Annotated in this window: 22 protein-coding genes and 1 tRNA gene; 17 read left to right on the top strand and 6 right to left on the bottom strand. The window is 57.2% G+C overall.

The window, feature by feature from the left end:
• Positions 1 to 69: 69 nt before the first annotated feature.
• From DWZ54_RS01715 to DWZ54_RS01705, 3 genes are all read left to right on the top strand, one after another.
• The gene (locus DWZ54_RS01715; RefSeq protein ID WP_233541586.1) at positions 70 to 1929 is read left to right on the top strand and encodes an LTA synthase family protein; all 1860 of its coding nucleotides are present in this window, start codon (positions 70 to 72) and stop codon (positions 1927 to 1929) included.
• Complete coding sequence (locus DWZ54_RS01710; protein WP_233541585.1) at positions 1926 to 3830, top strand: LTA synthase family protein; 1905 nt, start codon at positions 1926 to 1928, stop codon at positions 3828 to 3830. The genes DWZ54_RS01715 and DWZ54_RS01710 overlap by 4 nt, the downstream gene beginning before the upstream one ends.
• Positions 3831 to 3932: 102 nt before the next feature.
• A complete protein-coding gene (locus DWZ54_RS01705) occupies positions 3933 to 4370 on the top strand; it encodes an Rrf2 family transcriptional regulator (RefSeq protein ID WP_118474240.1) in 438 nt (145 codons plus the stop codon).
• 55 nt (positions 4371 to 4425) lie between these two features.
• On the opposite strand, the gene brnQ is transcribed toward DWZ54_RS01705, so the two are convergent.
• Together brnQ and DWZ54_RS01695 are read right to left on the bottom strand one after the other, a co-directional pair.
• Positions 4426 to 5769: a branched-chain amino acid transport system II carrier protein gene (brnQ, locus tag DWZ54_RS01700; RefSeq protein ID WP_118474239.1), complete on the bottom strand. Its 1344-nt coding sequence runs from the start codon at positions 5767 to 5769 to the stop codon at positions 4426 to 4428.
• A 103-nt stretch (positions 5770 to 5872) separates the two neighbouring features.
• Entirely contained in the window at positions 5873 to 6526 is a 654-nt protein-coding gene (locus tag DWZ54_RS01695; RefSeq protein WP_118474238.1) for a Crp/Fnr family transcriptional regulator, read from the bottom strand.
• Positions 6527 to 6802: 276 nt separating this feature from the next.
• Between DWZ54_RS01695 and DWZ54_RS01690 the strand changes: the two genes are divergently transcribed.
• Both DWZ54_RS01690 and DWZ54_RS01685 read left to right on the top strand, forming a co-directional pair.
• A complete protein-coding gene (locus DWZ54_RS01690; RefSeq protein ID WP_118474237.1) occupies positions 6803 to 8080 on the top strand; it encodes an NCS2 family permease in 1278 nt (425 codons plus the stop codon).
• A 97-nt stretch (positions 8081 to 8177) separates the two neighbouring features.
• Entirely contained in the window at positions 8178 to 8831 is a 654-nt protein-coding gene (locus tag DWZ54_RS01685) for an HAD family phosphatase (RefSeq protein ID WP_233541584.1), read from the top strand.
• A gap of 83 nt (positions 8832 to 8914) precedes the next feature.
• Here the strand turns inward: DWZ54_RS01685 and DWZ54_RS01680 are convergent, their stop codons facing one another.
• Entirely contained in the window at positions 8915 to 9187 is a 273-nt protein-coding gene (locus tag DWZ54_RS01680; RefSeq protein WP_118014695.1) for a hypothetical protein, read from the bottom strand.
• A 248-nt stretch (positions 9188 to 9435) separates the two neighbouring features.
• Between DWZ54_RS01680 and DWZ54_RS01675 the strand changes: the two genes are divergently transcribed.
• The 4 genes from DWZ54_RS01675 to sucD all read left to right on the top strand — a co-directional run bounded on the left by DWZ54_RS01675 (position 9436) and on the right by sucD (position 13967).
• Positions 9436 to 10563 carry an aldose epimerase family protein gene (locus tag DWZ54_RS01675; RefSeq protein ID WP_118474235.1) on the top strand — a complete coding sequence of 376 codons (1128 nt, stop codon included), beginning with the start codon at positions 9436 to 9438 and terminating at the stop codon, positions 10561 to 10563.
• Between the two features lie 34 nt (positions 10564 to 10597).
• Positions 10598 to 11710, top strand: coding sequence for an iron-containing alcohol dehydrogenase family protein (locus tag DWZ54_RS01670; protein ID WP_118474234.1), 1113 nt, complete (start codon positions 10598 to 10600; stop codon positions 11708 to 11710).
• Positions 11711 to 11851: 141 nt separating this feature from the next.
• Positions 11852 to 13048, top strand: a complete 1197-nt coding sequence (sucC, locus tag DWZ54_RS01665; RefSeq protein ID WP_118474233.1) for an ADP-forming succinate--CoA ligase subunit beta — start codon at positions 11852 to 11854, stop codon at positions 13046 to 13048.
• A gap of 13 nt (positions 13049 to 13061) precedes the next feature.
• On the top strand, positions 13062 to 13967 hold the full coding sequence (gene sucD, locus DWZ54_RS01660; RefSeq protein ID WP_118014707.1) for a succinate--CoA ligase subunit alpha: 906 nt from the start codon (positions 13062 to 13064) through the stop codon (positions 13965 to 13967).
• A 124-nt stretch (positions 13968 to 14091) separates the two neighbouring features.
• On the opposite strand, the gene DWZ54_RS01655 is transcribed toward sucD, so the two are convergent.
• Positions 14092 to 14165: transfer RNA gene (locus DWZ54_RS01655), tRNA-Gly, on the bottom strand.
• A gap of 63 nt (positions 14166 to 14228) precedes the next feature.
• Positions 14229 to 14882, bottom strand: coding sequence for an HAD family hydrolase (locus DWZ54_RS01650; protein ID WP_233541583.1), 654 nt, complete (start codon positions 14880 to 14882; stop codon positions 14229 to 14231).
• A 201-nt stretch (positions 14883 to 15083) separates the two neighbouring features.
• Here DWZ54_RS01650 and DWZ54_RS01645 point away from each other — a divergent pair, with 201 nt between their 5' ends.
• Both DWZ54_RS01645 and pheA read left to right on the top strand, forming a co-directional pair.
• The gene (locus DWZ54_RS01645) at positions 15084 to 15752 is read left to right on the top strand and encodes a 3'-5' exonuclease (protein ID WP_118474231.1); all 669 of its coding nucleotides are present in this window, start codon (positions 15084 to 15086) and stop codon (positions 15750 to 15752) included.
• A gap of 24 nt (positions 15753 to 15776) precedes the next feature.
• Positions 15777 to 16622, top strand: a complete 846-nt coding sequence (gene pheA / locus DWZ54_RS01640) for a prephenate dehydratase (protein WP_118474230.1) — start codon at positions 15777 to 15779, stop codon at positions 16620 to 16622.
• A 64-nt stretch (positions 16623 to 16686) separates the two neighbouring features.
• On the opposite strand, the gene clpX is transcribed toward pheA, so the two are convergent.
• Positions 16687 to 17979: an ATP-dependent Clp protease ATP-binding subunit ClpX gene (gene clpX / locus DWZ54_RS01635; RefSeq protein ID WP_118016088.1), complete on the bottom strand. Its 1293-nt coding sequence runs from the start codon at positions 17977 to 17979 to the stop codon at positions 16687 to 16689.
• 321 nt (positions 17980 to 18300) lie between these two features.
• Between clpX and rpmE the strand changes: the two genes are divergently transcribed.
• From rpmE to DWZ54_RS01605, 6 genes are all read left to right on the top strand, one after another.
• The gene (gene rpmE / locus DWZ54_RS01630) at positions 18301 to 18501 is read left to right on the top strand and encodes a 50S ribosomal protein L31 (RefSeq protein WP_118016087.1); all 201 of its coding nucleotides are present in this window, start codon (positions 18301 to 18303) and stop codon (positions 18499 to 18501) included.
• A gap of 152 nt (positions 18502 to 18653) precedes the next feature.
• Entirely contained in the window at positions 18654 to 19625 is a 972-nt protein-coding gene (locus DWZ54_RS01625) for a DUF1385 domain-containing protein (RefSeq protein WP_118474229.1), read from the top strand.
• Positions 19626 to 19689: 64 nt separating this feature from the next.
• On the top strand, positions 19690 to 20766 hold the full coding sequence (gene prfA / locus DWZ54_RS01620) for a peptide chain release factor 1 (protein ID WP_118474228.1): 1077 nt from the start codon (positions 19690 to 19692) through the stop codon (positions 20764 to 20766).
• A complete protein-coding gene (gene prmC / locus DWZ54_RS01615) occupies positions 20759 to 21640 on the top strand; it encodes a peptide chain release factor N(5)-glutamine methyltransferase (RefSeq protein ID WP_118474227.1) in 882 nt (293 codons plus the stop codon). Before prfA ends, prmC begins: the two co-directional genes overlap by 8 nt.
• Before the next feature lie 6 nt (positions 21641 to 21646).
• The gene (locus DWZ54_RS01610; RefSeq protein ID WP_118474226.1) at positions 21647 to 22018 is read left to right on the top strand and encodes an endonuclease domain-containing protein; all 372 of its coding nucleotides are present in this window, start codon (positions 21647 to 21649) and stop codon (positions 22016 to 22018) included.
• A 385-nt stretch (positions 22019 to 22403) separates the two neighbouring features.
• On the top strand, positions 22404 to 23459 hold the full coding sequence (locus DWZ54_RS01605; RefSeq protein ID WP_118474225.1) for an L-threonylcarbamoyladenylate synthase: 1056 nt from the start codon (positions 22404 to 22406) through the stop codon (positions 23457 to 23459).
• The last annotated feature ends 130 nt before the right edge of the window (positions 23460 to 23589 follow it).

Genomic DNA, 23589 nt, shown 5'->3' with positions numbered 1-23589 from the left:
CCGTACCCTTCTCTTAAAGGTCGTGGCAAGGCATTGCGGGAGTGTTTTCGTTTTGGCTTCTGGTGGGGGATGGACTTTAATGCGTATGTGTTCCTGGCATCGATGGTCCTGGTATCTCTTCCCTCACTGTTTGTCGGCTTTTTTCAGCAGTACGGGCTGGAGCTGCGTATATTTCTGGGCAGCCTTTATGGTGCAATCCTGTATACGGCGTTTGCCGGCAAGATGATTTTTTATCATCATTTTCATGATACCTTCAACTACCTTGTTCACATGGGCAGGAATGCAGAGAAGCATAATCTGGTGGACGTGTTCTTCCATCAGGATCATGGTGGCTGGATTCTCCTGGGGTATTTGCTCTATATCCCGTTTGTCGGGGTGGGCTGCTGGCTGTTTCAGCAGCTGCCGTCGTTTCCTGCCCCTCACATTGCGTCGCCGCTGGCGCAATACGTGCTGACGGCGGGGCTTTTCCTGCTGGCGGTTCTGGGATTTTACTGGGTGCGTTATGGCGGGACGCTGAATCATCGCAATAAACCGGAGTGGGATACGATCCCTTCGCTTGTCAAGGAAGATGCATTCCTGGCCAGGGCCTGTGTGGATGATCTTGTGGCGCTCAAATGGGTGAGACGAAAACCGTTGGCCGAGGAGATGCAGCATAGTGATGAGGAGCTGGAGCAGTCAATCTCGCGCCTCCTGCCCGCCGGAAGTAAGTGGCAGCCGCAGGATAATCCGCTGCAGCTGTTCCGGCGCACGGCGCGTGGTCCTGTGATACGCAAGCCGTCGCAGGTATTTGTCATTGTCGGGGAGAGTGTTCCGCAGTGGGCCTTGGATCCTCTTTATGCCGATCTTCATATCCTGGATGCGACGAAGGACTGGATCGCTGATCCGCATACGGCTTATCTGAAGAATTTTCTGCCGGCTGGCAATATCTCGCGTCCGTCCATCGTTTCTTTGATGAGCGGTATCTATGATGCTCAGCTGGAGCTGAATGAGATGGAATCGTTCTGGCAGGGGCGGACTATTACGTCGTTTGCCGGTCAGATGAAAAAGCTGGGCTATCGGACGATTTACTGGTATGGCGGCAATGCTTCGAACGGGAATTTCAACCATTTCGGCCATGCGCAGGGTTTTGATGAGGTCCGGAGTGCTACGGATTTCTGCGGCCCGGATGCGCCGCGTACCTGGGTCGGTATATATGACCATGTCTTCTTGACGGAAGCGGCCAAGCAAATGGAGACAATGGAGGAACCGACCTTTCATTTTGTTTATACGACTTCGAACCATGGTCCGTACAAGATTCCCATGAATGTGTTGGGCGGTGATCCCGATGAGATGCTGAAGGATGTCGGGACGGATATCCGGGAGAATGAAGAACGCCGCAAGGCATTCAGCACGGCCCGTTATGCGGATCGGGCTGTTCAGTCCTTTATCCGGAAGATCCAGACGCGTTTCCCGGATGCTTTGATTCTCTATACGGGAGATCATTCCAATCTTTATGGCGACTTGAGCAATTCTTCCCTGGTGCCGCGCGATTATATGTATCGCGAGCTTTATTGCACGCCGCTGCTCGTGCATCATCGCGATATTGCGCAGGGATTCTTCGGAGAAAACACCATCGGCACGCATCTGAACATCATGCCGACGGTACTGGAAATGATTGCGCCGCAAGGCTTTACGTATTATTCGCTGTACCCGTCCCTGACGCTTCCGCAGCCGGCCGGCCTCGTTACGCCAAAGCAGTGGATTACGCCGCTGGAAATTGGCGAGGTGGCATCCGGACTGGTGGAAGAAGTCAAAGAGGCAGATCGGGAAGGCACGAAGAAGCATGAGCCCGACAACAAGATGTGGCGCCAGCTGTCGTCGGATATGACGTCACTGACAGCATGGGTGGTTCGTCATGCTGACAAGTGCTTGGAACATGATGTAAGGTGAGTTTATTGCGTTTTTGGAAATCATTGCAGCAGGTCGGCAAGCTGTTCTTGTATATCTACGTCCTGCTCATGGTATTTCGTATTGCATTTTTGCTGATTTATGCCGGCCAGATGCGAAGTGCCGGCTGGGAGGATATTGTCGAGGCGCTTTGGCTCGGGGCCCGCATCAGCTTGAAGACGACGGCGTTTCTGGCGGCGTTCCCGTTTGTGTTCGGTACGCTGCCGTATGCCGTCTGGGCCTGGTGGCCGGAAAAACGGATCCGTGAGATCTTGGGCAGTGCGGCTGTGGCCCTGATGACGCTGCTTTTCATGATCCGCATCCCGTATTATGAAGTCTTTCATCAGGGCTTCAACATCATGCTGTTCAACGGCTGGAAGGATGACCATTCGGCCATCTGGGATACGGCGGTGCAGCAGTATCAGCTTTGGCCGCGCCTGACCGGTGCGGTCCTGCTCATGGCGCTTTTCATCTGGCTCTGGCTCAGGATCGCGCGTACGCCGGTCTGGCTGCCGAAACGCCATGTCCGGCGGTATGCTGTCCTGGCGGCAGTCCTTGTGCCGGTCTTTGGCATTTTCTGCCGGTTTGGCGGAGCGTTTCATTCGGACAGCGGCGTGCCGTGGGAGAGTGCTGCGCGCACGCGATATGTGGTCCTGAATGAAGCGGTGCTCGATGACGGACAGGCGCTTTACCGCGCGTACAGCACGCATGAGCGCGCCACGGAGCGTGCGCTGCGGCCGATTTCGGCGGATGAACTGGATGCGGCTGTTGCTACGCTGGGCGGCGATTTGAATGCCGAGACTGTCGAAGGGGCATTTACCCGTCAAAAGAGTACGGCGCCGCTGACCAGGAGGCCGCATCATGTCGTGGTAATACTCGGCGAGAATTATGCACTCTGGCCGCTTTTGCCGGAGTACCGTTCGCTGGGGCTGGCGCAGACGGGCGAGTGGCTCGAGGCGCATGGTGCGCATACGTATCATTTCCTGCCGAACGGCAACGGCACGATGACCTCGCTCAATGGTTTCCTGACGGGTCTGCCCGATGTGGGGCTGTATGTCAATTATACGATGGGCTTTCAGGGCCATGTCGATGGGCTCGGCATTGGTGCGACGATGAAGCGCATGGGATACAAGACGGTCTTCTGGTACGGAGGACTGCGCAGCTGGCAGGAAATCGGACATTTTACCCTGCGCGAGGGCTTTGATGAATTCCACTGTGCCGACGAATTGCCGGAACAGGGAGAGAGCTCGTCGTGGGGCGTGCCGGATGGCGTGCTGTTCGATGCGATTCGTAAGCAGATGGAGACGGATGAGCAGGATACGTTCTACTTCATCCTGACGACGAGCAACCATCCGCCGTTTGCCTATGATGTGGATGCCGAGGGCTTCCCGCGTAGCGAGGTGGCGGCAAAACTGCCGCCGTCCATCCCTGCGGATAAGGCGACGCTGGATCAGCTGGGCCATATCTGGTATGCGGATCAGGTCATGGGGAAATTCATTCGTCAGGCGCAGCAGGATGATCCTTCGACGCTCTTTGTCGTGACGGGTGACCATGCGGAGCGATTCAATTTCGCGACGGATGTCTCGCTCTGGGCGTTGAGCGGGATTCCCTGCTATTTCTATGGCGACGGCGTGCCCGTGGATCTCTTTTCCGGGCAGCAGGCCGGCAGCCATATCCAGATTGCGCCGACACTGGCGGAGCTCATCCTGCCGGCTGGCAGCAGTTATTCTTCGCTGCTGCCACCGCTCACGCAGTCTGATCGTGCGTTCAACCATCGCCTGTACATCGAAGATGGCGAGATCGGTGAGGAGAAGGATCTGCAGGACCAGGATTTTCATCGGTATATCGAAGCCGCGCGCACCGTTGCTTCCTGGGTCGTGATGCACGACGACGGCACGCGGTGACGGCAGGCTCATGATGGTGCTGGCAGGATGAGGTTTTTCCGGGGTTGTCAGCTGGACGAATTCTTTGTATAATGTATAGATGAAATAAATGGGGTGACATCTATGCAGATTTCAACGAAATTCACGATTGCCGTGCATGTTCTGACGGCTGTCCAATATTTTTCGGGGACGTATAAGATCACAAGTGATTTCCTGGCAGGGAGCATCGGCTCGAATCCGGTCATCATCCGGAATATCATGTCGCAGCTTCGCGAGGCGGGAATCATCGTGGTCAAGCGCGGTCCGGGCGGCATCACGATTGACCGTCCTTTAGCGGAAATCACGTTCCTTGATGTGTACAAGGCCGTGGAGACGAATAGCGAGGAAAATCTCTTCCGTTTCCATGAGAACCCAAATCCGGCCTGCCCAATCGGGCGCAACATCCATCGTGCGCTCGACAAGTCCCTGCGGGAGATCCAGCAGCATTTTGAAGATGATTTGCGCCGTTATACGCTGGCTGACGTATACGACGAGATGGTCGAGGCGGTGCGGACCGAATGACAAAACGCCCCGGTGCAATGGTGCATCGGGGCGTTTGCTGTAGTGTGATCTGAATTCAATTTTTTCGGGGCTGCTCGAGTACCAGCGCCGTTTCGCCGCTGATGCGGCCGGGCAGGACGAGGGAGAGCACCAGGCCGATGAGGACGGGCAGCAGCCAGGCGAGGCTGCTTTCGGCAAGCGGCAGGCTCGTGATGATGCTGCCGGCCCATTCGAGACCGGTGAACTGATGCAGGATGTCGAGCGCCGATACGAGGGCCGCGAGTGCGACTGTCAGGCGCATGCCGAGGCGGGAGAGACGAACGAATTTGTTGAGGATGGTCATCATGACGACGGTGATGGCAATCGGGTAGACGAAGAGCAGGACCGGCAGCGATACCTTGATAATCTGGTTGAGGCCGAGGTTGGCCAGGAGGAAGCTGACGATGCTGATGATTGTGGCGTATTTCTTGTACGATAAGATGGGGAATTCTTCGTAGAAGAAGGCCGAGACGGCGGCGATGAGGCCGACCGTAGTCGTGAAGCAGGTCAGTGTGACCATGATGGCCAGGAACCACATGCCGACGTTGCCGAAGAGCGCGAGCGAGGTCTGGGAGAGCACGTAGGCGCCGAGGTTGATATGGGCGTCACCGTAGACCTGCGGCGGGATGGGGAAGTGGTTGCCAAGCAGGGCCAGACCCAGGTAAAGGGAGCCCATGAGTACGGCTACGGCAAGCCCTGCCATCCAGACGCTGACGTAGTAGGCTCTGGTGGAGGCGAAGGAAATGCGGCGCATCTCGTTGAGTGCGAGGATGCAGAAGGCGAAGGAGGCGAGGGTATCCATGGTGTTGTAGCCCTCGATGAAGCCATTGCCGAAGGCCGAGGATGCGTATTTGCCGAGCGGCGTGATGAGCGCCGGGTCCGTGTAGGTGAGAAGTCCCGCGAGCATGAGCACGACGATGAGCAGGGCGAAGAGCGGCGTCAGGACCTTGCCGAGGCGGGGCAGCAGCTTGCTTGGCGTGATGGCGAGCCACCAGGCAAAGGCGAAGTAGAATAGCGTGAAGATGGCAAGCGGCAGCACGCCGTCGCCGCTGATGGGCAGCACGCCAATCGAGAACGACGTGGCCGCCGTGCGCGGGATGGCCATCAGGGGGCCGATGGAAAGGTAGATGAGTGCGAGCAGCAGCAGCGAGAAGAGCGGCGAGATCTTGCGGCTCATCTCGGCGCGGAAACCGCCGGGATTGAAGGTGCCGATGATGAGCGCGATGACCGGCATGCCGATGCCGGAGAGCAGGAAGCCCAGGATGGCCGGTGTGAACTGGCTGGCAGCCTGGAAGCCGAGCGACGGCGGAAAGATGAGATTGCCTGCGCCGAAGAACATGCCGAATAGCATCAGGCCAATCTGTAAACCATTTTTGAACATAGAACGAGACCCCTTTCGCAACGCCGGCAGCGCTGCTTTGCTGGAATGATAACGTTGTTTATTCTACGGGGTTTCTGCGATACTGTCAAACTTCTGCCGGCATTCAGTCTTCGGCAAATTTCGTTTCGCGCAGGGCTTCCTGCTGCGCTTTGTCGATGGCAATCTTGCCGTGGATGAGACTGATGAGGCCGGCGTCCTTGAGCTTGGTGACGCCGCGGTTCACGGTCTTGACGCTGGTGCCGATGTCGTCGGCGATCTGCTGGCGGCTCGTGTGCAGGATGAAGAGGTCGGTGTCGATGTCGCCGAGGCGCTTGAGCAGGTAATGCTGAAGGCGTTCGAGGCTCGGCTGGAACTTGATGCGGCCGTTCTCGTTGGACGTTGGGTACATCTTGGCTGCGAGCAGACGGGCGACGGCGAAGGAGAAATGGTTGTCGAGCTGCATCCACTGAAGGAACGTCTCAGCCGTCATCGAGATGACTTCGCAGGTGGTCAAAGCCTCGTTCGTCGTGGAAAAGATCGGCTGACCGGCCAGTACCTCGAGGTCGCCGATGAGATCCGGGACATTCTGGCGCGCAAAGGTATAGCGCTGGCCGCTGGCAAATTCGTTGCTGACGCGCGTACTGCCCTTCGTCAGGATATAGACGTGATTAGCACGCTCCCCCTTGCGGACCACGGCTTCACCGGGCAGGAAGATGCGTCGGCTCGTCAGGCGTTTGATTTCTTCCGGCATATGCTCCAGCATGTAGTCGAGTTGCATATCAAATGACATCCTTTCTTTGTACAGATTTTTGAGCGGCAGAGTATGAGACGGTATGATGCCCTCATTATATCATATTTCTTTCCGAAAACAGGTGCGAGAACTGTTTTCAGAAAATAACAAGAAGAAAAATTTTAGGACACTCCGGACGAGTGTCCTTTTTTATTGGAGGCAGAATGAGTAGACTAAAGGTAGAGTCAAAGAATACGAAATTTGAAAGAATCCCCGCTGGGGAATATGAGAGAATGGGCAGAATTGCTTTGAGGAGGAAACGTTATGACGCTGTTCGATGGAGTGCTGAAGGACCGCCGCCTGTGGCAGAGGGAAATCCTCGCGGGCATCACGGCATTCTTTGCCATTTCCTATATTATCGTGGTCAACCCGATGATCCTGGCCGACGCCGGCATTCCTGCCGAGCTGTCCGTATTTGCGACGATCTTCTCGTCGATCATCGGCTGTCTGATCATGGCCTTTGTGGCCGATGCGCCAATCGTGCTGACGCCGGGTATGGGCGTCAATGCGTTTTTCACATATACGATCTGCGTGCAGATGGGACTGACGTGGCAGGAAGCCATCGCAATCTCGCTCGTATCGGGCCTGATTTTTGCGTATGTGGCCTGCACGAAATGGCGGGAGCGCCTCGCCAGCGCCGTGCCGAATTCCCTTAAATGTGCGATTACGGCCGGCATCGGTCTGTTCCTCGTGGAGATCGGCCTTGAGAAGGCGCAGCTCATACGGTCGGGCACGAACGCGATCATCGAGCTCGGTTCGCTGACGAATCCGATGGCGCTCCTCGCCATCTTTGGCCTCATTGTGAGCCTGGCGCTTTACCTGCGCGGCGTGACGGGCAGTTTCTTCCTGGCCATTGTCGTGACGACGGTCGTTGCACAGATTTTCGGCCTGCACGATGAAGTGCCGCTTGATCTCGAATTCTCGCATATCGCAGCGTATCCGCAGCTGCTCTTCCAGGCGGATTTCCATTCCTTCCTGAGCATCCCGTTCCTGCTCTCAGTTTTCTCGATGTCGATGATCATGATTTTTGAGACGATGGGCCTCCTGGAGGGCATCCTGCCGGACCGCAGGAAATTCTCGCGCACGTACATCGGCTCGGCCTTTACGACGCTGATTTCGAGTATCCTCGGCACGAGCCCGACGGTTGCCGCGGCGGAGAGCGCCGCCGGCATCGCGAGCGGCGGACGCACGGGCCTCATGGCGCTGACGGCTGCTGTGCTGTTTTGCATCTCGCTTTTCTTCATCCCGTTCCTTTCCTATGTGCCGCAGGCTGCCATTGCACCGGTCATCATCATCACGGGCGCGATGATGATGCAGCAGCTGCAGTACATGGATTTCAAGGATTTCTCGGAGTGGTTTCCGGCGTTCCTCGTCGTCGTGCTGATTCCGCTTTCGGGCAGCATCTCGACGGGCCTGGCCTTCGGCTTCACGGCATATCCCCTGTTGAAGCTCATGAACGGCCGTTCGCGTGAGATTCATGCACTCAGCTATTGCCTGGGCTTCCTGTTCTTCATGAACCTCATCTGCCAGGCGAGTCTCTAAGAAAATTCCTCCTGGTCATTGGTGACGATGATACTGCGATGGGCTATAATAGTCTTTAGACATGCAGTGTTTCGTACGATGACTAGGAGGAATTTTTTTGCGACCAGCAGCTTTTATCTTTGATATGGATGGCGTTATCATCGACAGTGAACTTCTTCATTCTCGGACTAAACTGGATACTTGTCATCATTTTGGCTTGCCATTTGATGAAAAAGACCTCATTCATTATATGGGGCGTACCAGTGATGATATGTTTGCAGAGGTGATTGCAAGGGAACATCGTAAGGATCTCAGACTTGAAGATCTGGTATCGTATAAACGGGAACATTATCTTAGTTTGATCCTGCAGGGAGAGGCAAAGCCGATTCCGGGCGCCATCGATTTGATTCGAGCACTCCATCAGGTTCATATTCCTTTGGCTTTGGCGACATCGTCGTGGCAGAAAGTCATGGATGCTGTATTGGATTCCTTTGCCATTCGTCCCTATTTCCAGTCGGTATTGTCCGGCAGTACGTTGCCCAAGAGCAAGCCGGATCCGACTATTTATCGGTTGAGTGCTGAGCGGTTGGGGGTCAGTCCGCAGACGTGCATGGTGCTGGAGGATACAAAGAGCGGCGTAACTGCCGCCAAGCGGGCCGGTATGTACTGCATCGGCTTCCGGAGTCCGCATTCTGGAGGCCAGGACCTGAGCCTCGCCGACTGCGTCGTGGACAAGCTGTCGGAGATCGTGCCGGATAAACTCACGCTTTAAGCAATAAAAAAGCGCTGCCGTTCCGCAGCTCTGCTCGATGTATGTGGCAGGGCTGACTGGAACAGGCAGCGCTTTTTGCTTGCTCAGACAATCGGAAACGCCTCGATGATGCCGTACTGGATGTAGTCACTGGCTTTCGTCGGGTCACCATTCAAGATGGCTTCGCGGATGGCCGGGATGTCTTCTTCTTTGGCGTGGATGCGGCCGGCAGCCAGTTCCTCTTCAATCTTTGCGTAGAGAGCCCGGCGGGCAAGCTTGAGGTCACGGTAGATTTCCTTGTTGTAGAACAAGTTCATGGATTTCTGGCTCTTTTCTTCGTCACAGTTGAAGAAGATGTAAGCGTTTTTCTCTTTCATGATGATTCCCCCTTGTGATCATTGAAAAAGGATAATGAAAATGAATGTTCTAGGAAAAAATGAATTACAGCACAATTATAGCATAATTACTGCAATTTGTTTATAGCCGGCCGGATGGGGCGTATTTCCGCCTGGGGCGGCAAGGTGATTGACAAAAAGACGAATAAAGAGTAAAGTGGAATCGCATAGAATTGTCCGAAATGATAAGCAATTCGGCGATATTAAATTCTTCTTGGAGGGATGTATCCATGGCTATTATCAAGAAAGAATCGTTTGGCAAGCTCAGTGACGGACGCGAGGCCGAGCTCTACACACTCCGCAACACCAAGGGGACGGAGGTCAAGGTCACGACGTATGGCGCACGTCTGGTCGGCTGGAGTGCCTACGGCAGGGACTATAAGCGCACGGATATTGTGCTCGGGTACGACAGTGCCGCATCCTACGAGAAGGATGACACGAGCATGGGCGGCCTCGTCGGACGCCATGCCAACCGCATTGCCGGCGGCAAGGTCGTCATTGACGGCAAGACGTATCAGCTGGACCTCAACACGGGCTCGCACAACCAGAACCACATCCACGGCGGCTTCCAGGGCTTCCATCAGAAACTCTGGACGGCAGAGGCGACGGATGAGGGCGTGAAGCTCACGTATCACGCCGCAGATGGCGAGGGCGGCTATCCTGGTAACATGACAGTAAACGTTCTCTATTCGCTGTCGAATGACAATGAATTGTCCATCCGCTACGAGGCAGTGTCCGATGCCGACACGGTCTGCAATCTGACGAATCACGCCTATTTCAATCTCGATGGCTTTGCCGCAGGCCCGGTACTCGACCAGAAAATCCAGATCTTTGCCGACAAATACACCTGGGCCGACGAGGAATCGCTGCCGGATGGCCGCATCCTGCCCGTTGACGGCACGCCTATGGATCTGCGCCAGCTGACGCGCATCGGCGAGCACATCGATGATGATTTCGATGAACTCGTCATGGGCCATGGCTATGACCATAACTGGGTCATCCGCGATGAGAAGCCTGTCGTTGAGCAGAAGCCCGGCATGTTCGGCTTCGACCCGGGCTGCCCAATCGATTACGTCAACGGCGGCCTCAAGAAGGCGGCGTATGCCGAGTCCGACAAATCGGGCTTCACGCTGACCTGCTACACGACGCAGCCGGGCGTGCAGTTCTACACGGGCAATTATCTCGATGGCAGCCTGCCGGGCAAGGATGGCGTGCGCTTTGAGCGCCGCACGGGCTTCTGCCTTGAGACGCAGTATTTCCCGAATGCGTTTGCAAATCCGAATTTCCCGCAGCCGCTCTTGAAGAAGGGCGATACGTGGCGTGCACAGACGGTTTATGTGCTGGGCCGCAAAGACTGAGTGAACGAGTTATCCTTGAGAGGAGGACCCCAAAATGGAAGGCAGATATACCATGACATTTCCGGACTACACGATCGGTGTGGAGGCGTATGAGAAGATTCGCGAGGTCTGTCCGCGCTACGGCAAGGGTGTAGTCGTGATCGGCGGACGCACGGGCATCGAGGTGGCACAGGAGAAGATGGTGCGGGCCGTCGAGGGCGTGGGCCTGGAGTTTACCGGCTTCATCCATGCTGGCGGCCAATCCTCGTATGAGCTCATCGAGAAAATCAGCCGGGATGAGGCCGTGCAGGCGGCCGACATGGTCTTTGCTGTCGGCGGCGGCAAGGCCATCGATACGGCAAAGGCTGTGGCACATGCCCAGCATAAGCCGTTCTTCACGTTCCCGACGGTGGCGGGCAGCTGCGCGGCTGCCGCCAGCATCGCGACGATCTACACGCCGCAGGGCAAATTCCGTGAGTACCTGTACTCCACGGTCCCTCCTGTCCATGTATTCCTCTGCAGCCGCATCATGGCGCAGGCTCCGGTTGAGTATCTGCTGCGCGGCATCGGCGATACGATGGCGAAGTATTATGAGGCGACCATTGCGTCAAGGGGCCGCAAGCTCTGCCACCGCGACGGCATGGGCATCGCACTGGCCAAGATGTGCCTGGATCCGCTTTACAATTACGGTGTGCAGGCTGTCGAGGATAACCGCCGCCATGTCGTCAGCGACGCCTTCGAGGAGGTTGTGCTCTCGATTGTCATAACGAGCGGCCTCGTCTCGAATTTCGCGGCACCGGAATACAACGGTCATATGGCCCATCGCCTGTTCGTGGAGCTGTCTGACCTGCCGGCTGCTGAACAGTGCCGTCAGCACGGCGGCCTCGTGGCGTATGGCACGCTGCTTCTGCTGCTCTGCGATGGCCAGAAGGAGGAGTTTGAGCGCTTCTTCCGGTTCTGCCGCAGCATCGGCCTGCCGACCTGCCGCGAGGATACGTGTGCGAGTGAAGCCGATATCCACCGTGTGTTCCAGGCGACGGAGAAGAAGCAGGATGTCAGCGTGATGCCGTACAAGATCACGCAGGATATGCTGCATGCCGCTGCCCGTGATCTCGAGGCATATCATGCTCAACAGGATAAATCAGAAAAAAATTCGGGTAAAAAATAAGAAAACCTAGACAATATGATATCTTTTGAGATATAATATGCATGTATCGATTCGTTTTGCAATATAAACGATAATTATTGCGCGACAACTGCAAAAATGGCAGTGGGCGCTCAACCCATAAAAAAGGGGGCGGATTGATTTATGAATATCCATGAGTATCAAAGCAAGGCAATCCTGCGTTCGTACGGCGTCAATGTCCCGGAAGGCCAGCCGGCCTTTTCGGTCGATGAGGCGGTACAGAAGGCAGCGGAGCTCGGCACGGACGTCGTAGTCGTCAAGGCACAAATCCATGCGGGTGGCCGCGGCAAGGCCGGCGGTGTCAAGATCACCCATTCGCAGGACGAGGTACGCGCAGCCGCACAGGAACTTCTCGGCAAGACGCTCGTCACGCATCAGACGGGGCCGGAGGGCAAACAGGTGAACCGTCTGCTCATTGAAGCGGGTTCCAACATCGCGAAGGAGTATTACCTTTCGTTCGTCATTGACCGCCAGACGGGCCGTATCGTCATGATGGGCTCGGAAGAAGGCGGCATGGAGATTGAGAAGGTCGCAGCCGAGATGCCGGACAAGATCCTCAAGGAGTTCATTGATCCCGCTACGGGGCTCCTGCCGTTCCAGGCCAGCCGCATGGCATATGGCATGCATTTCCCGCAGGAGACAATCCGCAAGGTCACGAAATTCATGATGGGACTTTATCAGGTGTTCGTGGGCAAGGACTGCAGCCTGGCGGAAATCAATCCGCTGGTCGTCACGAAGGAAGGCGACGTCATCGCACTCGATGCCAAGCTGAATTTCGACGACAGTGCGCTTTTCCGTCATCCGGATATCGAGGCGCTGCGCGATGAGAGCGAGGAAGACCCGAAGGAGCGCCGTGCGGCAAAAGCCGGCCTCAACTACGTCAACCTCGGCGGCGACGTGGCCTGCATGGTCAATGGCGCCGGCCTCGCGATGGCAACGGTCGACATCATCAAGTTCTACGGCGGTGAGCCGGCGAACTTCCTCGATGTAGGCGGCGATTCGACGCCGGAGAAGATTGCGGAAGCCTTCCGCATCATGCTGGACGGCGGTCAGGCCAAGGGCATCTTCGTCAATATCTTTGGCGGCATCAATAAATGCGACCTCGTCGCACAGGGCATCGTCGATGCGGCGAAACTCATTTCGCCGGATGGCCGTTCGCTGCCGGTCCCGGTCGTCGTACGACTGGAAGGCACGAATGTCGAGAGAGGCCGTGAGATTCTCCGGGATACGCCGATCGAGAATGTCATCATGGCGCCGACGATGGAAGGCGGCGCAGAAACCATCGTGCGGCTTGTCAAAGAAGCCGGCGCCAAGGCTTGAGGAGGGTCGCATCATGGGAATCTTAGTCGATAAAGATACAAAAGTCATCGTTCAGGGTATCACGGGCAAGGCCGCTACTTTTCATACGAAGCAGATGATCGCTTACGGCACGAAGATCGTGGCCGGCGTCACGCCGGGCAAGGCTGGTCAGACGGTTGAAGGCGTGCCGGTCTTCAACACGGTCCGTGACGCCGTCAAAGCCACGGGCGCAAACGCTTCCGTCATCTATGTGCCGGCGCGCTTTGCCGCTGACTCCATCATGGAAGCCGTCGAAGCGGAACTCGATGTCGTCGTCTGCATCTCCGAGCACATCCCGGTGCAGGATATGGTCAAGGTACGCCGCTACATGGAAGGCAAGAAGACGCGCCTGATCGGCCCGAACTGCCCGGGCATCCTGACGGTTGATGAATGCAAGCTCGGCATCATCCCGGGCTACATCCACAAGAAGGGCCATGTGGGCGTTATCTCGCGCTCCGGTACCCTGACGTATGAAGCGACGTTCCAGCTCTCGGCGGCCGGCATCGGCCAGACGACGGCCATCGGCATCGGCGGCGACCCCGTCAAGGGCACGGACTTCATCGATGCGCTCAAGCTCTTCAAGGAAGATCCGGATACGCTCGCTGTGCTCATGATCGGTGAAATCGGCGGCACGGCCGAGGAAGAAGCTGCTCAGTGGATCAAGGCCAACATGCCGGAGAAGCCGGTTGCTGCCTTCATCGCGGGCCGTCAGGCTCCTCCGGGCAAGCGCATGGGCCATGCCGGCGCCATCATCTCGGGCGGCAAGGGCACGGCAGCCGATAAGATTGCAGCACTCAATGCCGTGGGCATCGAAGTGGCTGATACGGTTGCTCATATCGGCGTCACGGTTGTCGATACGCTGAAGAAAGCAGGCATTTACGATAAATGCCATACCTGTTGACAGTTCTTCAGGCAGATCCATAGATAATGAAAAAAATCCGCAGTACGTTTTTGCTGCGGATTTTTTATGTGCGACAGACAACAAAAAATCCTGCAGGCTACTGCCTGCAGGATACGATGGCAAATGGAGCGGGCAAGCGGAATCGAACCGCCCTCTAAAGCTTGGGAAGCTTTCATTCTACCGATGAACTATGCCCGCATCGTTACTGACTTAATTATTCTAGCATTTTTTTTGCTTTTTGGCAAGTATGAAGGGGAACGGTCAGTCCTGCAGCGTGGTGACGAGTTCGGCGATATCGTCAAAGATGGCGATATGCGGATAGGAAGCGAGCGTTTCGCGGCTCGTCGTGCCCGTCGTGACGCCTGCGAAGTCCAAGCCGGCGTTGCGGGCGGCTTCGGCGTCGACAAAGCTGTCGCCGATGTAGAGTGCATCCTCTTTTGCAATCTGGAAATGTTCGAGTGCCGTCAGCAGGCCCGTCGGATCGGGCTTGTGCGCCTCGACATCGTTGCTGCCGATGATGAGGTCGATGAGTTCCGGGACGCCGTCGAGGTCGAATTTTTCCTGGATGCGGTGATGCGTCTTGTTGGAGATGATGGCGATCCTGGCGCCGTTTTCGCGCAGCCGGCGCAATGTTGCGACCGTATGCGGGAAAAAGGTCGTGCCGGGTGTCATGTAGCGGTCGGCTTCCGGGGTATAGGCGCGCACGAAGGCTTTTGCCTCTTCCTCATCGTCCGTCGGCAGGATCTTCTTGACGGCCTCGACCATGGGCAGTCCGATGGTGACGCGGATCACATCATCCGTGCGGTCGCCGTAGCCGAGCTTCTGCAGCGTGATATGGAAGCATTTGAGGATGGCCGGCTCGGAATTGACGAGGGTATAGTCAAAATCGAAGAGATAGAGACGGTAAGCGTGCACAGGCAGCACTCCTTTCTGATATGCAGTAAGAATCCTTCCTGTTTTATGATACGCCATCTGTCACCAGAATACAATGCAGGCAAACGGAAGCCGGAAACACACAGGAAAAATGACAAAAAGGCAAATTTACTTGAATGATGGCACGGGATACCTTAGAATAGAGGGTAAGGCACGATAGAATAAAAGGGAGTGAAGTAGGTTGTGAAGTATGTTGTTGTAGATTTAGAAATGAATCCTGTGGACCGGGAATACCGCGAAGTGCGCCGCAAGCTCAGGGAAGAGGTCATTGAGATCGGGGCGGTGCGCCTTGACAGTGCGTTTCAGCAGGAATCCGAATTCCAATGCTATGTGAAGCCGGAGTACGGTCCCATCAAGAAACACATCACAGCACTTACAAGCATCACGCAGGCCATGGTCGACGGCCAGAAACATTATGCCGACTGCTTCCGCGATTTCATCCACTGGGTGGGGGATGAGGAGACGCGCATCTATTCCTGGAGCATGTCGGATATCAAACAGCTCCGCAATGAATGCCGTTTCAAACTGCCGGATTTCGATGTGAACTGGCTCAATGAGCGCTGGGTCGACCTGCAGCAGGAGTTCGATGAACGTCTGGGACTTCACAACAGCCTGGCTCTCAAGCATGCACTCGGTGCCATGGATCATAAATTCGAGGGCACGCAGCATACGGCGCTGGCCGATGCCATCAACACGAGTGCCATCCTTGCCCTGATGCAGGATGACAAGAAGTTCAAGGAGACGATGAAGCCGGTGCTTGATGTGCTGCAGCCGCAGGATACGCTCGCCACGTCCATCGGCGATCTCTGCCCGGATCTCTTGAAGTGGCAGGATAAATTCAAGAGGGAATAACAAATCGTGAGGGGATTGGAAAGCATGAAGAAAATGGGGGTCCTGGGCCCGCTGGGGACGCACAGCGAAGCAGCTGCACACTATTTGACGTCCCGTTTGCCGGAACAGAGAGAACTTGTGGTTTATCCGGATATCTTCGCGGTCATTCAGGCCGTGGAGAGCGGCGAGGTGGATTCCTGCCTCGTGCCGGTCGAGAATTCTCTGGAGGGGGCCATCAACATCACCCTCGATACGCTCGCGCGCAGCGACGATCTGCAGGTCATGCGGGAGCTCATCTGGCCCGTGCACAATCAGCTCATGGCCAGGCCGGGCGTTTCCGCGGTGCGCCGGATCTATTCGCATCCGCAGCCGATTTCCCAGTGCTGGGGCTATCTGCAGGCACATTATCCCGCGGCCGAGGTCGTGAAGGTTGCGAGTACGGCCCGGGCAGCTGAGCTCGTGGCTGAGGAACCGGCGGCAAGCGGCGCCGCCGCCATCTGCACGCAGCGCGGCGGTGAGCTCAACGGCCTCGTGCCGCTCGCGACGGAAATCCAGGACAGCATGTCGAATGCTACGCGCTTCTTTGAATTGCAGCGCCGCAGCGAGGAAAGTGTCCTGCCGCACGAGAAGATGCTCGTCATCTGCGAGATCGACGGCAAGAAGCCTGGTGCGCTTTACGAGGTACTCAAGGAGTTCGCCGAGCGCGGCATCAACATGACGCGCATCGAGTCACGCCCCGCGCGCACGGAGCTCGGCGCCTACATCTTCTTTTTCGATCTGGAGATGGATGACAATGAGGAGGAGCTGCAGGCTTCGCTCGTGGCCGTCCGCCAGAAGAGCAAATGGCTCAAGATGCTCGGCGAGTTCCCGGTCATCGAGGCTCGTCCGTAATCGTTTTTCCACAAAAAAGCTGCTGCCATGCGCATTTGCAGGCAGCAGCTTTTTTATATGGTTCTTATTTGTCGAGCGGCACGACGTCCGGTTTCCTGCCTTCGTCGATGCAGGCTTTCGTGATGATGACTTTGCGCGGCTCGGAGGATTTCGGGATGTCGTACATGACATCGAGCATGACATCTTCGATGATGCCCTTGAGGCTGCGTGCGCCGGTCTTGCGCTCGATGGCTTTCTTGGCCACGGCGCGCAGTGCGTCCTGCTCGAATTCCAGCTTGACGTGGTCCATGGCCAGCAGCTTCTCGTACTGCTTGACCGGCGCGTTCTTCGGCTCCGTCAGGATGCGCAGCAGAGCGTCTTCGTCGAGCGATTCAAGCGTGCAGATGACGGGCAGGCGGCCGATGACCTCCGGGATGATGCCGTAGTGCATGAGGTCTTCCGGACGCACCTGATGGATGAGCTCGTCGAACTTCGGCTTTTCGTCCTTGCTGGCGACTTCGGCACCGAAGCCGATGGAGGAGTCCGCTTTCTGCAGGCGTCTGGCGATGATGTCGTCGATGCCGACAAAAGCGCCGCCGACGATGAAGAGGATGTTTTTCGTGTCAACCTTGATGGTCGGTGCTTCAGGGTGCTTGCGCTGGCCGCGCGCCGTGAACTCGACGACGTTGCCCTCGAGCATCTTGAGCAGGCCCTGCTGGACGCCCTCGTGGCCCGGGTCCGCCGTGATGGAGTTGTTGGCGCCGGACTTGCGGGCAATCTTGTCGAACTCGTCGAGGTAGATGATGCCGTGCTCGGCTTTCTCGATATCCTTGTCGGCTGCATAGTAGAGGTTGCGGACGGCGACCTCCACATCGGCGCCGACGAAGCCGGCTTCGGTGAGCGTCGAGGCATCCGTGACGGCGAACGGCACGTCGAGGAGCTTCGAAAGATGGGAGAGCAGTGCCGTCTTGCCGCAGCCCGAGGGGCCGAGCATGATGACGTTCGATTTCTCGATTTCCGTGCCATCGCTGTTCTCATAACCGTATTTCATGCGCTTGTAGTGGTTGTAGACGGCGACGGACAGGATCTTCTTGGCGCGGTCCTGATTGATGATGTATTCATCGAGATACTGCTTGATGATATGCGGCTTGTTCTTCGCGAGGATCTCATCGAGCTGGCCGGCGAAGTCGTGCTTTTCCTCCTGCTTCGTCTCTGCCTCGTGCATATCAATATAATGATTGATTTCGCGGATGCAGTTCTTGCAGATGGCAAAGCCCGTCGTCGGATCGTAGATCGGCATATCGTATTCGTCGTGGATCGTGACCATGCGCTTGCAGAAACTGCAGCGATGCTGCGTGGTTTTGGTATCGTTTTCCATATTAAGACATCCTTTCTGTAGGATCGTTTGTATACAAGAAAAAACATTACCGCTTGGTAATGATCTCTAAGTTTATTATCCCTTATTGTCTCCTTTTTTTCAAGCAGATTTTGTTTTTGACTGGGATACAGGGCAGATAATGCCTTGCATCTCGCAAAAGCACGTGATATAATAGACCGGTAATGGACGTAGTGACGTCTGTTTCCAAGCCAAAAACTGACTGGCTTTCCCCCGTAGACGGGGAGCTAGGTCTAAACCAAGCCTGCGCCTAGCGGGCTTGTATCCATTCCCAGTTCCTGGGGGGAAAGAGAGGTGTATAGAATGAAGAAGGGTATCCATCCGGATTACTACGAAGCTACCGTTATCTGCGGTTGCGGCAACACGTTCAAGACGGGTTCCACGAAGAAAGAGCTTCGCGTCGATGTCTGCTCCAAGTGCCATCCGTTCTTCACGGGTCGTCAGCGTGACGTCCAGGCAGGCGGCCGCATCGAGAAGTTCAACAAGCGCTATCACAAGCAGTAAGATGCAGCAGGATGAAGCAGAGCAGAGAAATCTCGCTCTGCTTCATTTTATATATGGAAGAATCTACAGACAAAATACAGCAGCTGAGCGTATCGTAATAGAGTAAAGAAAAGAATGTTGGTTTTGTTTTTTGACATACAGGGGGTCCGATTATGGGCAATCATTTAATGGTGGGCGGCCAGGCCGTCATCGAAGGGGTCATGATGCGCGGGCCGAAGCTCACGGCTACGGCGGTGCGCGACCCGGCAGGCAGGATCCAGGTGGAGACGAAGGATGTGCATTCCATTTCCGACCGCTATCCCATCCTCAAGAAGCCGATGCTGCGCGGCACGGTGTCGCTGGTGGAATCCTTGGTCATCGGCATCCGCTCGCTCTCGTATTCGGCCAAGATGGCCGGCGAGGAGGAAGAGCAGCTGTCGGATAAGGAGATGGCCGGTACGATCATCTTTGCGCTCGTGCTCGCGAGCATCCTGTTCATCGCCATCCCGACGGGCGCGGCAAAGTTCTTCCATTTCGTTACGGAAGACCCGTTTTTCCTGAATCTCATGGAAGGTTTCCTGCGCCTGGCAATCTTCTTGGCTTACATCTGGGGCATCTCGCGCATGAAGGACATCCGCCGCGTGTTCCAGTATCACGGGGCCGAGCACAAGACCATCCATTGCTATGAGGCGGGGCTGCCGCTGACGGTCGAGAATGTGCAGAAGTTCTCCCGGCTGCATCCGCGCTGCGGCACAAACTTCCTGCTCATCGTCATGCTCGTCTCGATTTTCGTCTTTGCCTTCCTGGGCTGGCCGAATCTCGCGGAGCGCATCGTGAGCCGCATCGTGCTGCTGCCGGTCGTGGCGGGCATCTCGTATGAGATCATCCGCCTTGCGGGCCGCAGCGAGAATCCCATCATCCAGACGGCCATCAAGCCGGGCCTCTGGCTCCAGTATCTGACGACGCGTCCGCCGCAGGACGATATGGTGGAAGTGGCCATCGAGTCGCTGAAGGCCGTGCTGCCGCCGGAAGAGATCCGCGAGGGCACGGGCGAGTATCGCTATCCGGAACGCATGGAGGCGGCTGCAGAGGATGAAACGGAGATCGGCGTGCCGGCGGCTGCTTCTGTGGAGACGGCTCACTGAGGCGGATCGTGCGTCTGCGCGGCGGATATGGAAAAATGCAAGGCGGAAGATGAGGTGAAAGGACTTGCTGGAGAAGCTCCAAGCAGTAGAAGACAAATACCGGGAGCTGGAGTCGCTCATTAGCGACCCCGCAACCATGGCGGACATGACGAAGTGGCAGCATTATACGAAGGAGCATGCGGCGCTTTCGCCAATCGTGGAGGAATTCCGCACGTACAAGCGCGTCGTCAAGGGCATCAGGGAAGCCAGGGCGATGTTTGCAGAGCCGCTCGACGGTGAGATGCGCAAGCTCGTCGAGGAAGAGCTTGCGGAGCTCACGTCAAAGAAGGAAGAACTCGATGCACGGCTGCCCGTCCTGCTGCTGCCGAAGGACCCCAATGACGACAAGAACGTCATCGTGGAGATCCGCGGCGGCGTGGGCGGCGAGGAGGCGGCGCTTTTTGCCGGCGACCTCTTCCGCATGTATTCGCGCTATGCGGAGAAGAAGGGCTGGAAGGTCGAGGTCATGACGAGCAATGCGACGGGCATCGGCGGCTTCAAGGAAATCACGTTCCTGGTCAACGGCCATGGTGCGTATTCCCGGCTCAAATATGAGAGCGGCACACACCGCGTCCAGCGCGTGCCGGTCACGGAATCCGGCGGCCGCATCCATACTTCCGCCGCCACGGTGGCTGTGCTGCCGGAAGCGGAGGATGTGGAGGTGGACATCAATCCGTCGGACCTGCGCATCGATACGTACTGTGCGTCGGGTGCGGGCGGCCAGTACGTCAACCGCACGGAGACGGCCATCCGCATCACGCATCTGCCGACGGGCATCGTCGTGCAGTGCCAGGACGAGAAGTCGCAGCTCAAGAACAAGGAAAAGGCCATGAAAGTCCTGCGTGCGCGCATCCTCGACCAGGCCCGCCAGGAGCAGGAGGCGGCTGTGGCGGCGGACCGCCGCAGCCAGGTGGGCTCCGGCGACCGCAGCGAGCGCATCCGCACGTACAATTTCCCGCAGGGACGTGTGACGGACCATCGCATCGGCCTGACACTCCATAAGATTGATGCCATCCTGAACGGCGAACTCGATGAACTCATCGCGGCGCTCATCACGGCCGACCAGACGCAGCGTCTCAGAAAGGTGGATGCCAATGAATGACCGGATCTGGACCATCGGCCGCATCCTCAAGTGGACCGAAGGTTACTTTGCGGACAAGGGACTGGAGTCTCCGCGGCTCGATGCCGAAGTCCTGCTCTCCCATGTGCTGAAGAAACAGCGCATCTATCTCTACGTGCATTTTGACGAGCCTTTGCAGCCGGAGGAGCTGGCTGCCTACCGCGAGATGGTGAAAAAGCGTGTCATGCACGTGCCCGTTGCTTATATTCTGGGCGAACGGGAATTCATGGGGCTGACGTTCAAGGTCACGCCGGACACCCTGATCCCGCGGCCCGATACAGAAATCCTCGTGCAGGCAGCCATTGACCGGCTCAAGGCGATGCCAGCGTCGGATGATACAGCCCTGCACATCGCCGATATCGGCACGGGCACGGGCGCCATCTGCCTTTCCGTTCTCCATTACCTGCCGCAGGCGACGGCGGAGACGGTTGACATCTCGCCGGCAGCTCGTGCCGTGGCGGAAGAGAACGCCGAGCAGCTGGGCCTTGCGGACCGCATCACCTTCCATACGGGCGACCTCCTGGTGCCGCTCGCGGGCCGGACGTTCGCCGCCATCCTCTCGAATCCTCCGTATATCCCCGAGGCCGACATCGGGACTCTGGCCCCGGAAGTGCGCACGAAAGAGCCGCATACGGCCCTTTCTGGCGGAGCGGACGGCCTTGATTTTTACCGCCGTCTCGCGGCAGAAGCACCGCAGATGCTCGCACCAAACGGTTTCCTCGCCTTCGAGGTCGGCATCCACCAGGCCCGGGACGTCGCCGCCCTCGCCAAGGCCAATCCCCTGATCGGCAAGACCGAGATCCTCCCCGACTACGCCGGCATCGACCGTGTGGTCGTAGCCTGGAGAAAGGAATGAGGTGAGATGTATCATAAAGCGTCACTCAAGCAGTTGTCACAGAACTTGCGATCCAATATGACGAGAGAAGAACGTCATTTGTGGTATGATTTTTTATGCATGCTGCCGCAGCGGTTCAAGCGACAGGTACCAGTGCGCCGATACATCTTAGATTTTTATTGTCCGTCCTGCCGTTTGTCTGTCGAATTGGACGGAGCGCAGCATTATGAACCGGAACAATTGACATATGATCGCCAGCGAACAAATATTCTTTCTCAAGAGGGAATTCGTGAGCTGCGCTTTACGAATCGCGAAATCCATGAGAATTTTTACGGCGTCTGCGAGAAGATTCGTCAAGTTTTGGAAGAAATTGAAAGGGGATCTCTTCCCCCGCTTTGAGGTCCCGCTTCTCCCTGCGGGGTACGCCGCCAGACAGGACTCGTCATTTGTTTGGTTTGAATTCCGCAAGTCCATGGACCTCTTCCACCGCTGCGCGGTCCCCCTTCTCCCTGCGGGGAGAAGGCTCGGGGCTCGTACTTTTCGGTTATTTGCGAGCGTGACAAAGCGCGCAGCCTTCCCCGCGCACGGGGAAGGTGACCCGAAGGGCCGGAAGAGGTCCTTGAGCTAGCGGGAAAGACCGATGCTTGACTGTAAGTCTTTGCATGCGGCGCAGCCCCGCGCACGGGCGCGAAGCGCGGGATGCCGGGGGCATCCCCGGAGAAGGTGGCCCGAAGGGCCGGAAGAGTCCTTGGGATTTTTATAGATGATAGGGTAGGTGGCAGATATGCAGACAGAAATCGTGACGATAACGGATGTGAACGCGCAGCAGGAAGAACTCCGGCGGGCGGGGAAGATTCTGCGGGGCGGGGGGCTTGTGGCTTTTCCGACGGAAACGGTCTATGGGCTCGGCGCCAACGGGCTTGACGCGGAAGCCTGCGCGCGCATCTATGAAGCGAAGGGGCGTCCCTCGGACAATCCGCTGATCCTGCATGTGGCGGACCGCGCCATGATCGCGGCCATTGCCGCCGAAGTCACGCCGATAGCCGAAAAACTCATCGCGGCCTTCATGCCGGGCCCCATCACGCTGATCATGAAACGCAAGGATATCGTGCCGGACCGCATTACGGGCGGACTTGACACCGTCGGCATCCGCATGCCGGAACATCCCGTCGCACGCGCCATGATCCGGGCAGCCGGCGTGCCCGTGGCAGCGCCTTCGGCCAATATCTCCGGTCGTCCGAGCCCGACGACGGCAGCCTCCGTGCTGCGCGACATGGCGGGCCGTATCCCCATGATCCTTGACGGCGGTGCCTGCCACTTCGGTGTGGAATCCACCATCGTCGACTGCACGGGGCCTGTCGCGACCATCCTGCGCCCCGGCGCCATCACGCGCGAGATGCTGACGGAAGTCCTCGGCGGCTGCCGCCTCGACCCCGCCATCGTCGGGGCCAAGGTCGTGCCCAAGGCTCCCGGCATGAAATACAAGCATTATGCACCGAAGGCTCCGCTGACGCTGCTCGAAGGAGATCCAAAGGGCATGCCCGCCGCCTTCCGCCGCACCGTGCGCCGCCTCCAGCAGGAGGGCCACACAGTCGGTGTCCTCGCGAGCCGCGAGGTCGTGACGGCACTACAGGACCTCGTGCCGCAGGAGCTGTTGGCGGATTACGGTCCGCAGGGCGACCTTCTGACGATTGCCGCCCATATTTATGAAGAGCTCATCGCCTTCAACGATACGCCGGCCGATGTGCTGCTCGGCGAGGGCACGACGGATAAGGGCCTCGGTCTTGCCATCATGAACCGTCTGCACAAGGCCAGCGGCTTTCATTCACTCAGGATTTGAACCGGACGATTACAGCTGCACCGCAGCAGGAAGAGTCTTCTGCGGCCTGTCCCATGGGACAGGCCGCGCAGAAACTCGCCTGCGGCGGTATTTTTTTTGATTCGTCTGTGGTACAATGGTAAACAGTAGA

The sequence above is a fragment of the Mitsuokella sp. AF33-22 genome (genome assembly GCF_003475755.1).
Classification (GTDB): Bacteria; Bacillota; Negativicutes; order Selenomonadales; family Selenomonadaceae; genus Mitsuokella.
This window is presented reverse-complemented; position numbering and strand designations above follow the sequence as displayed.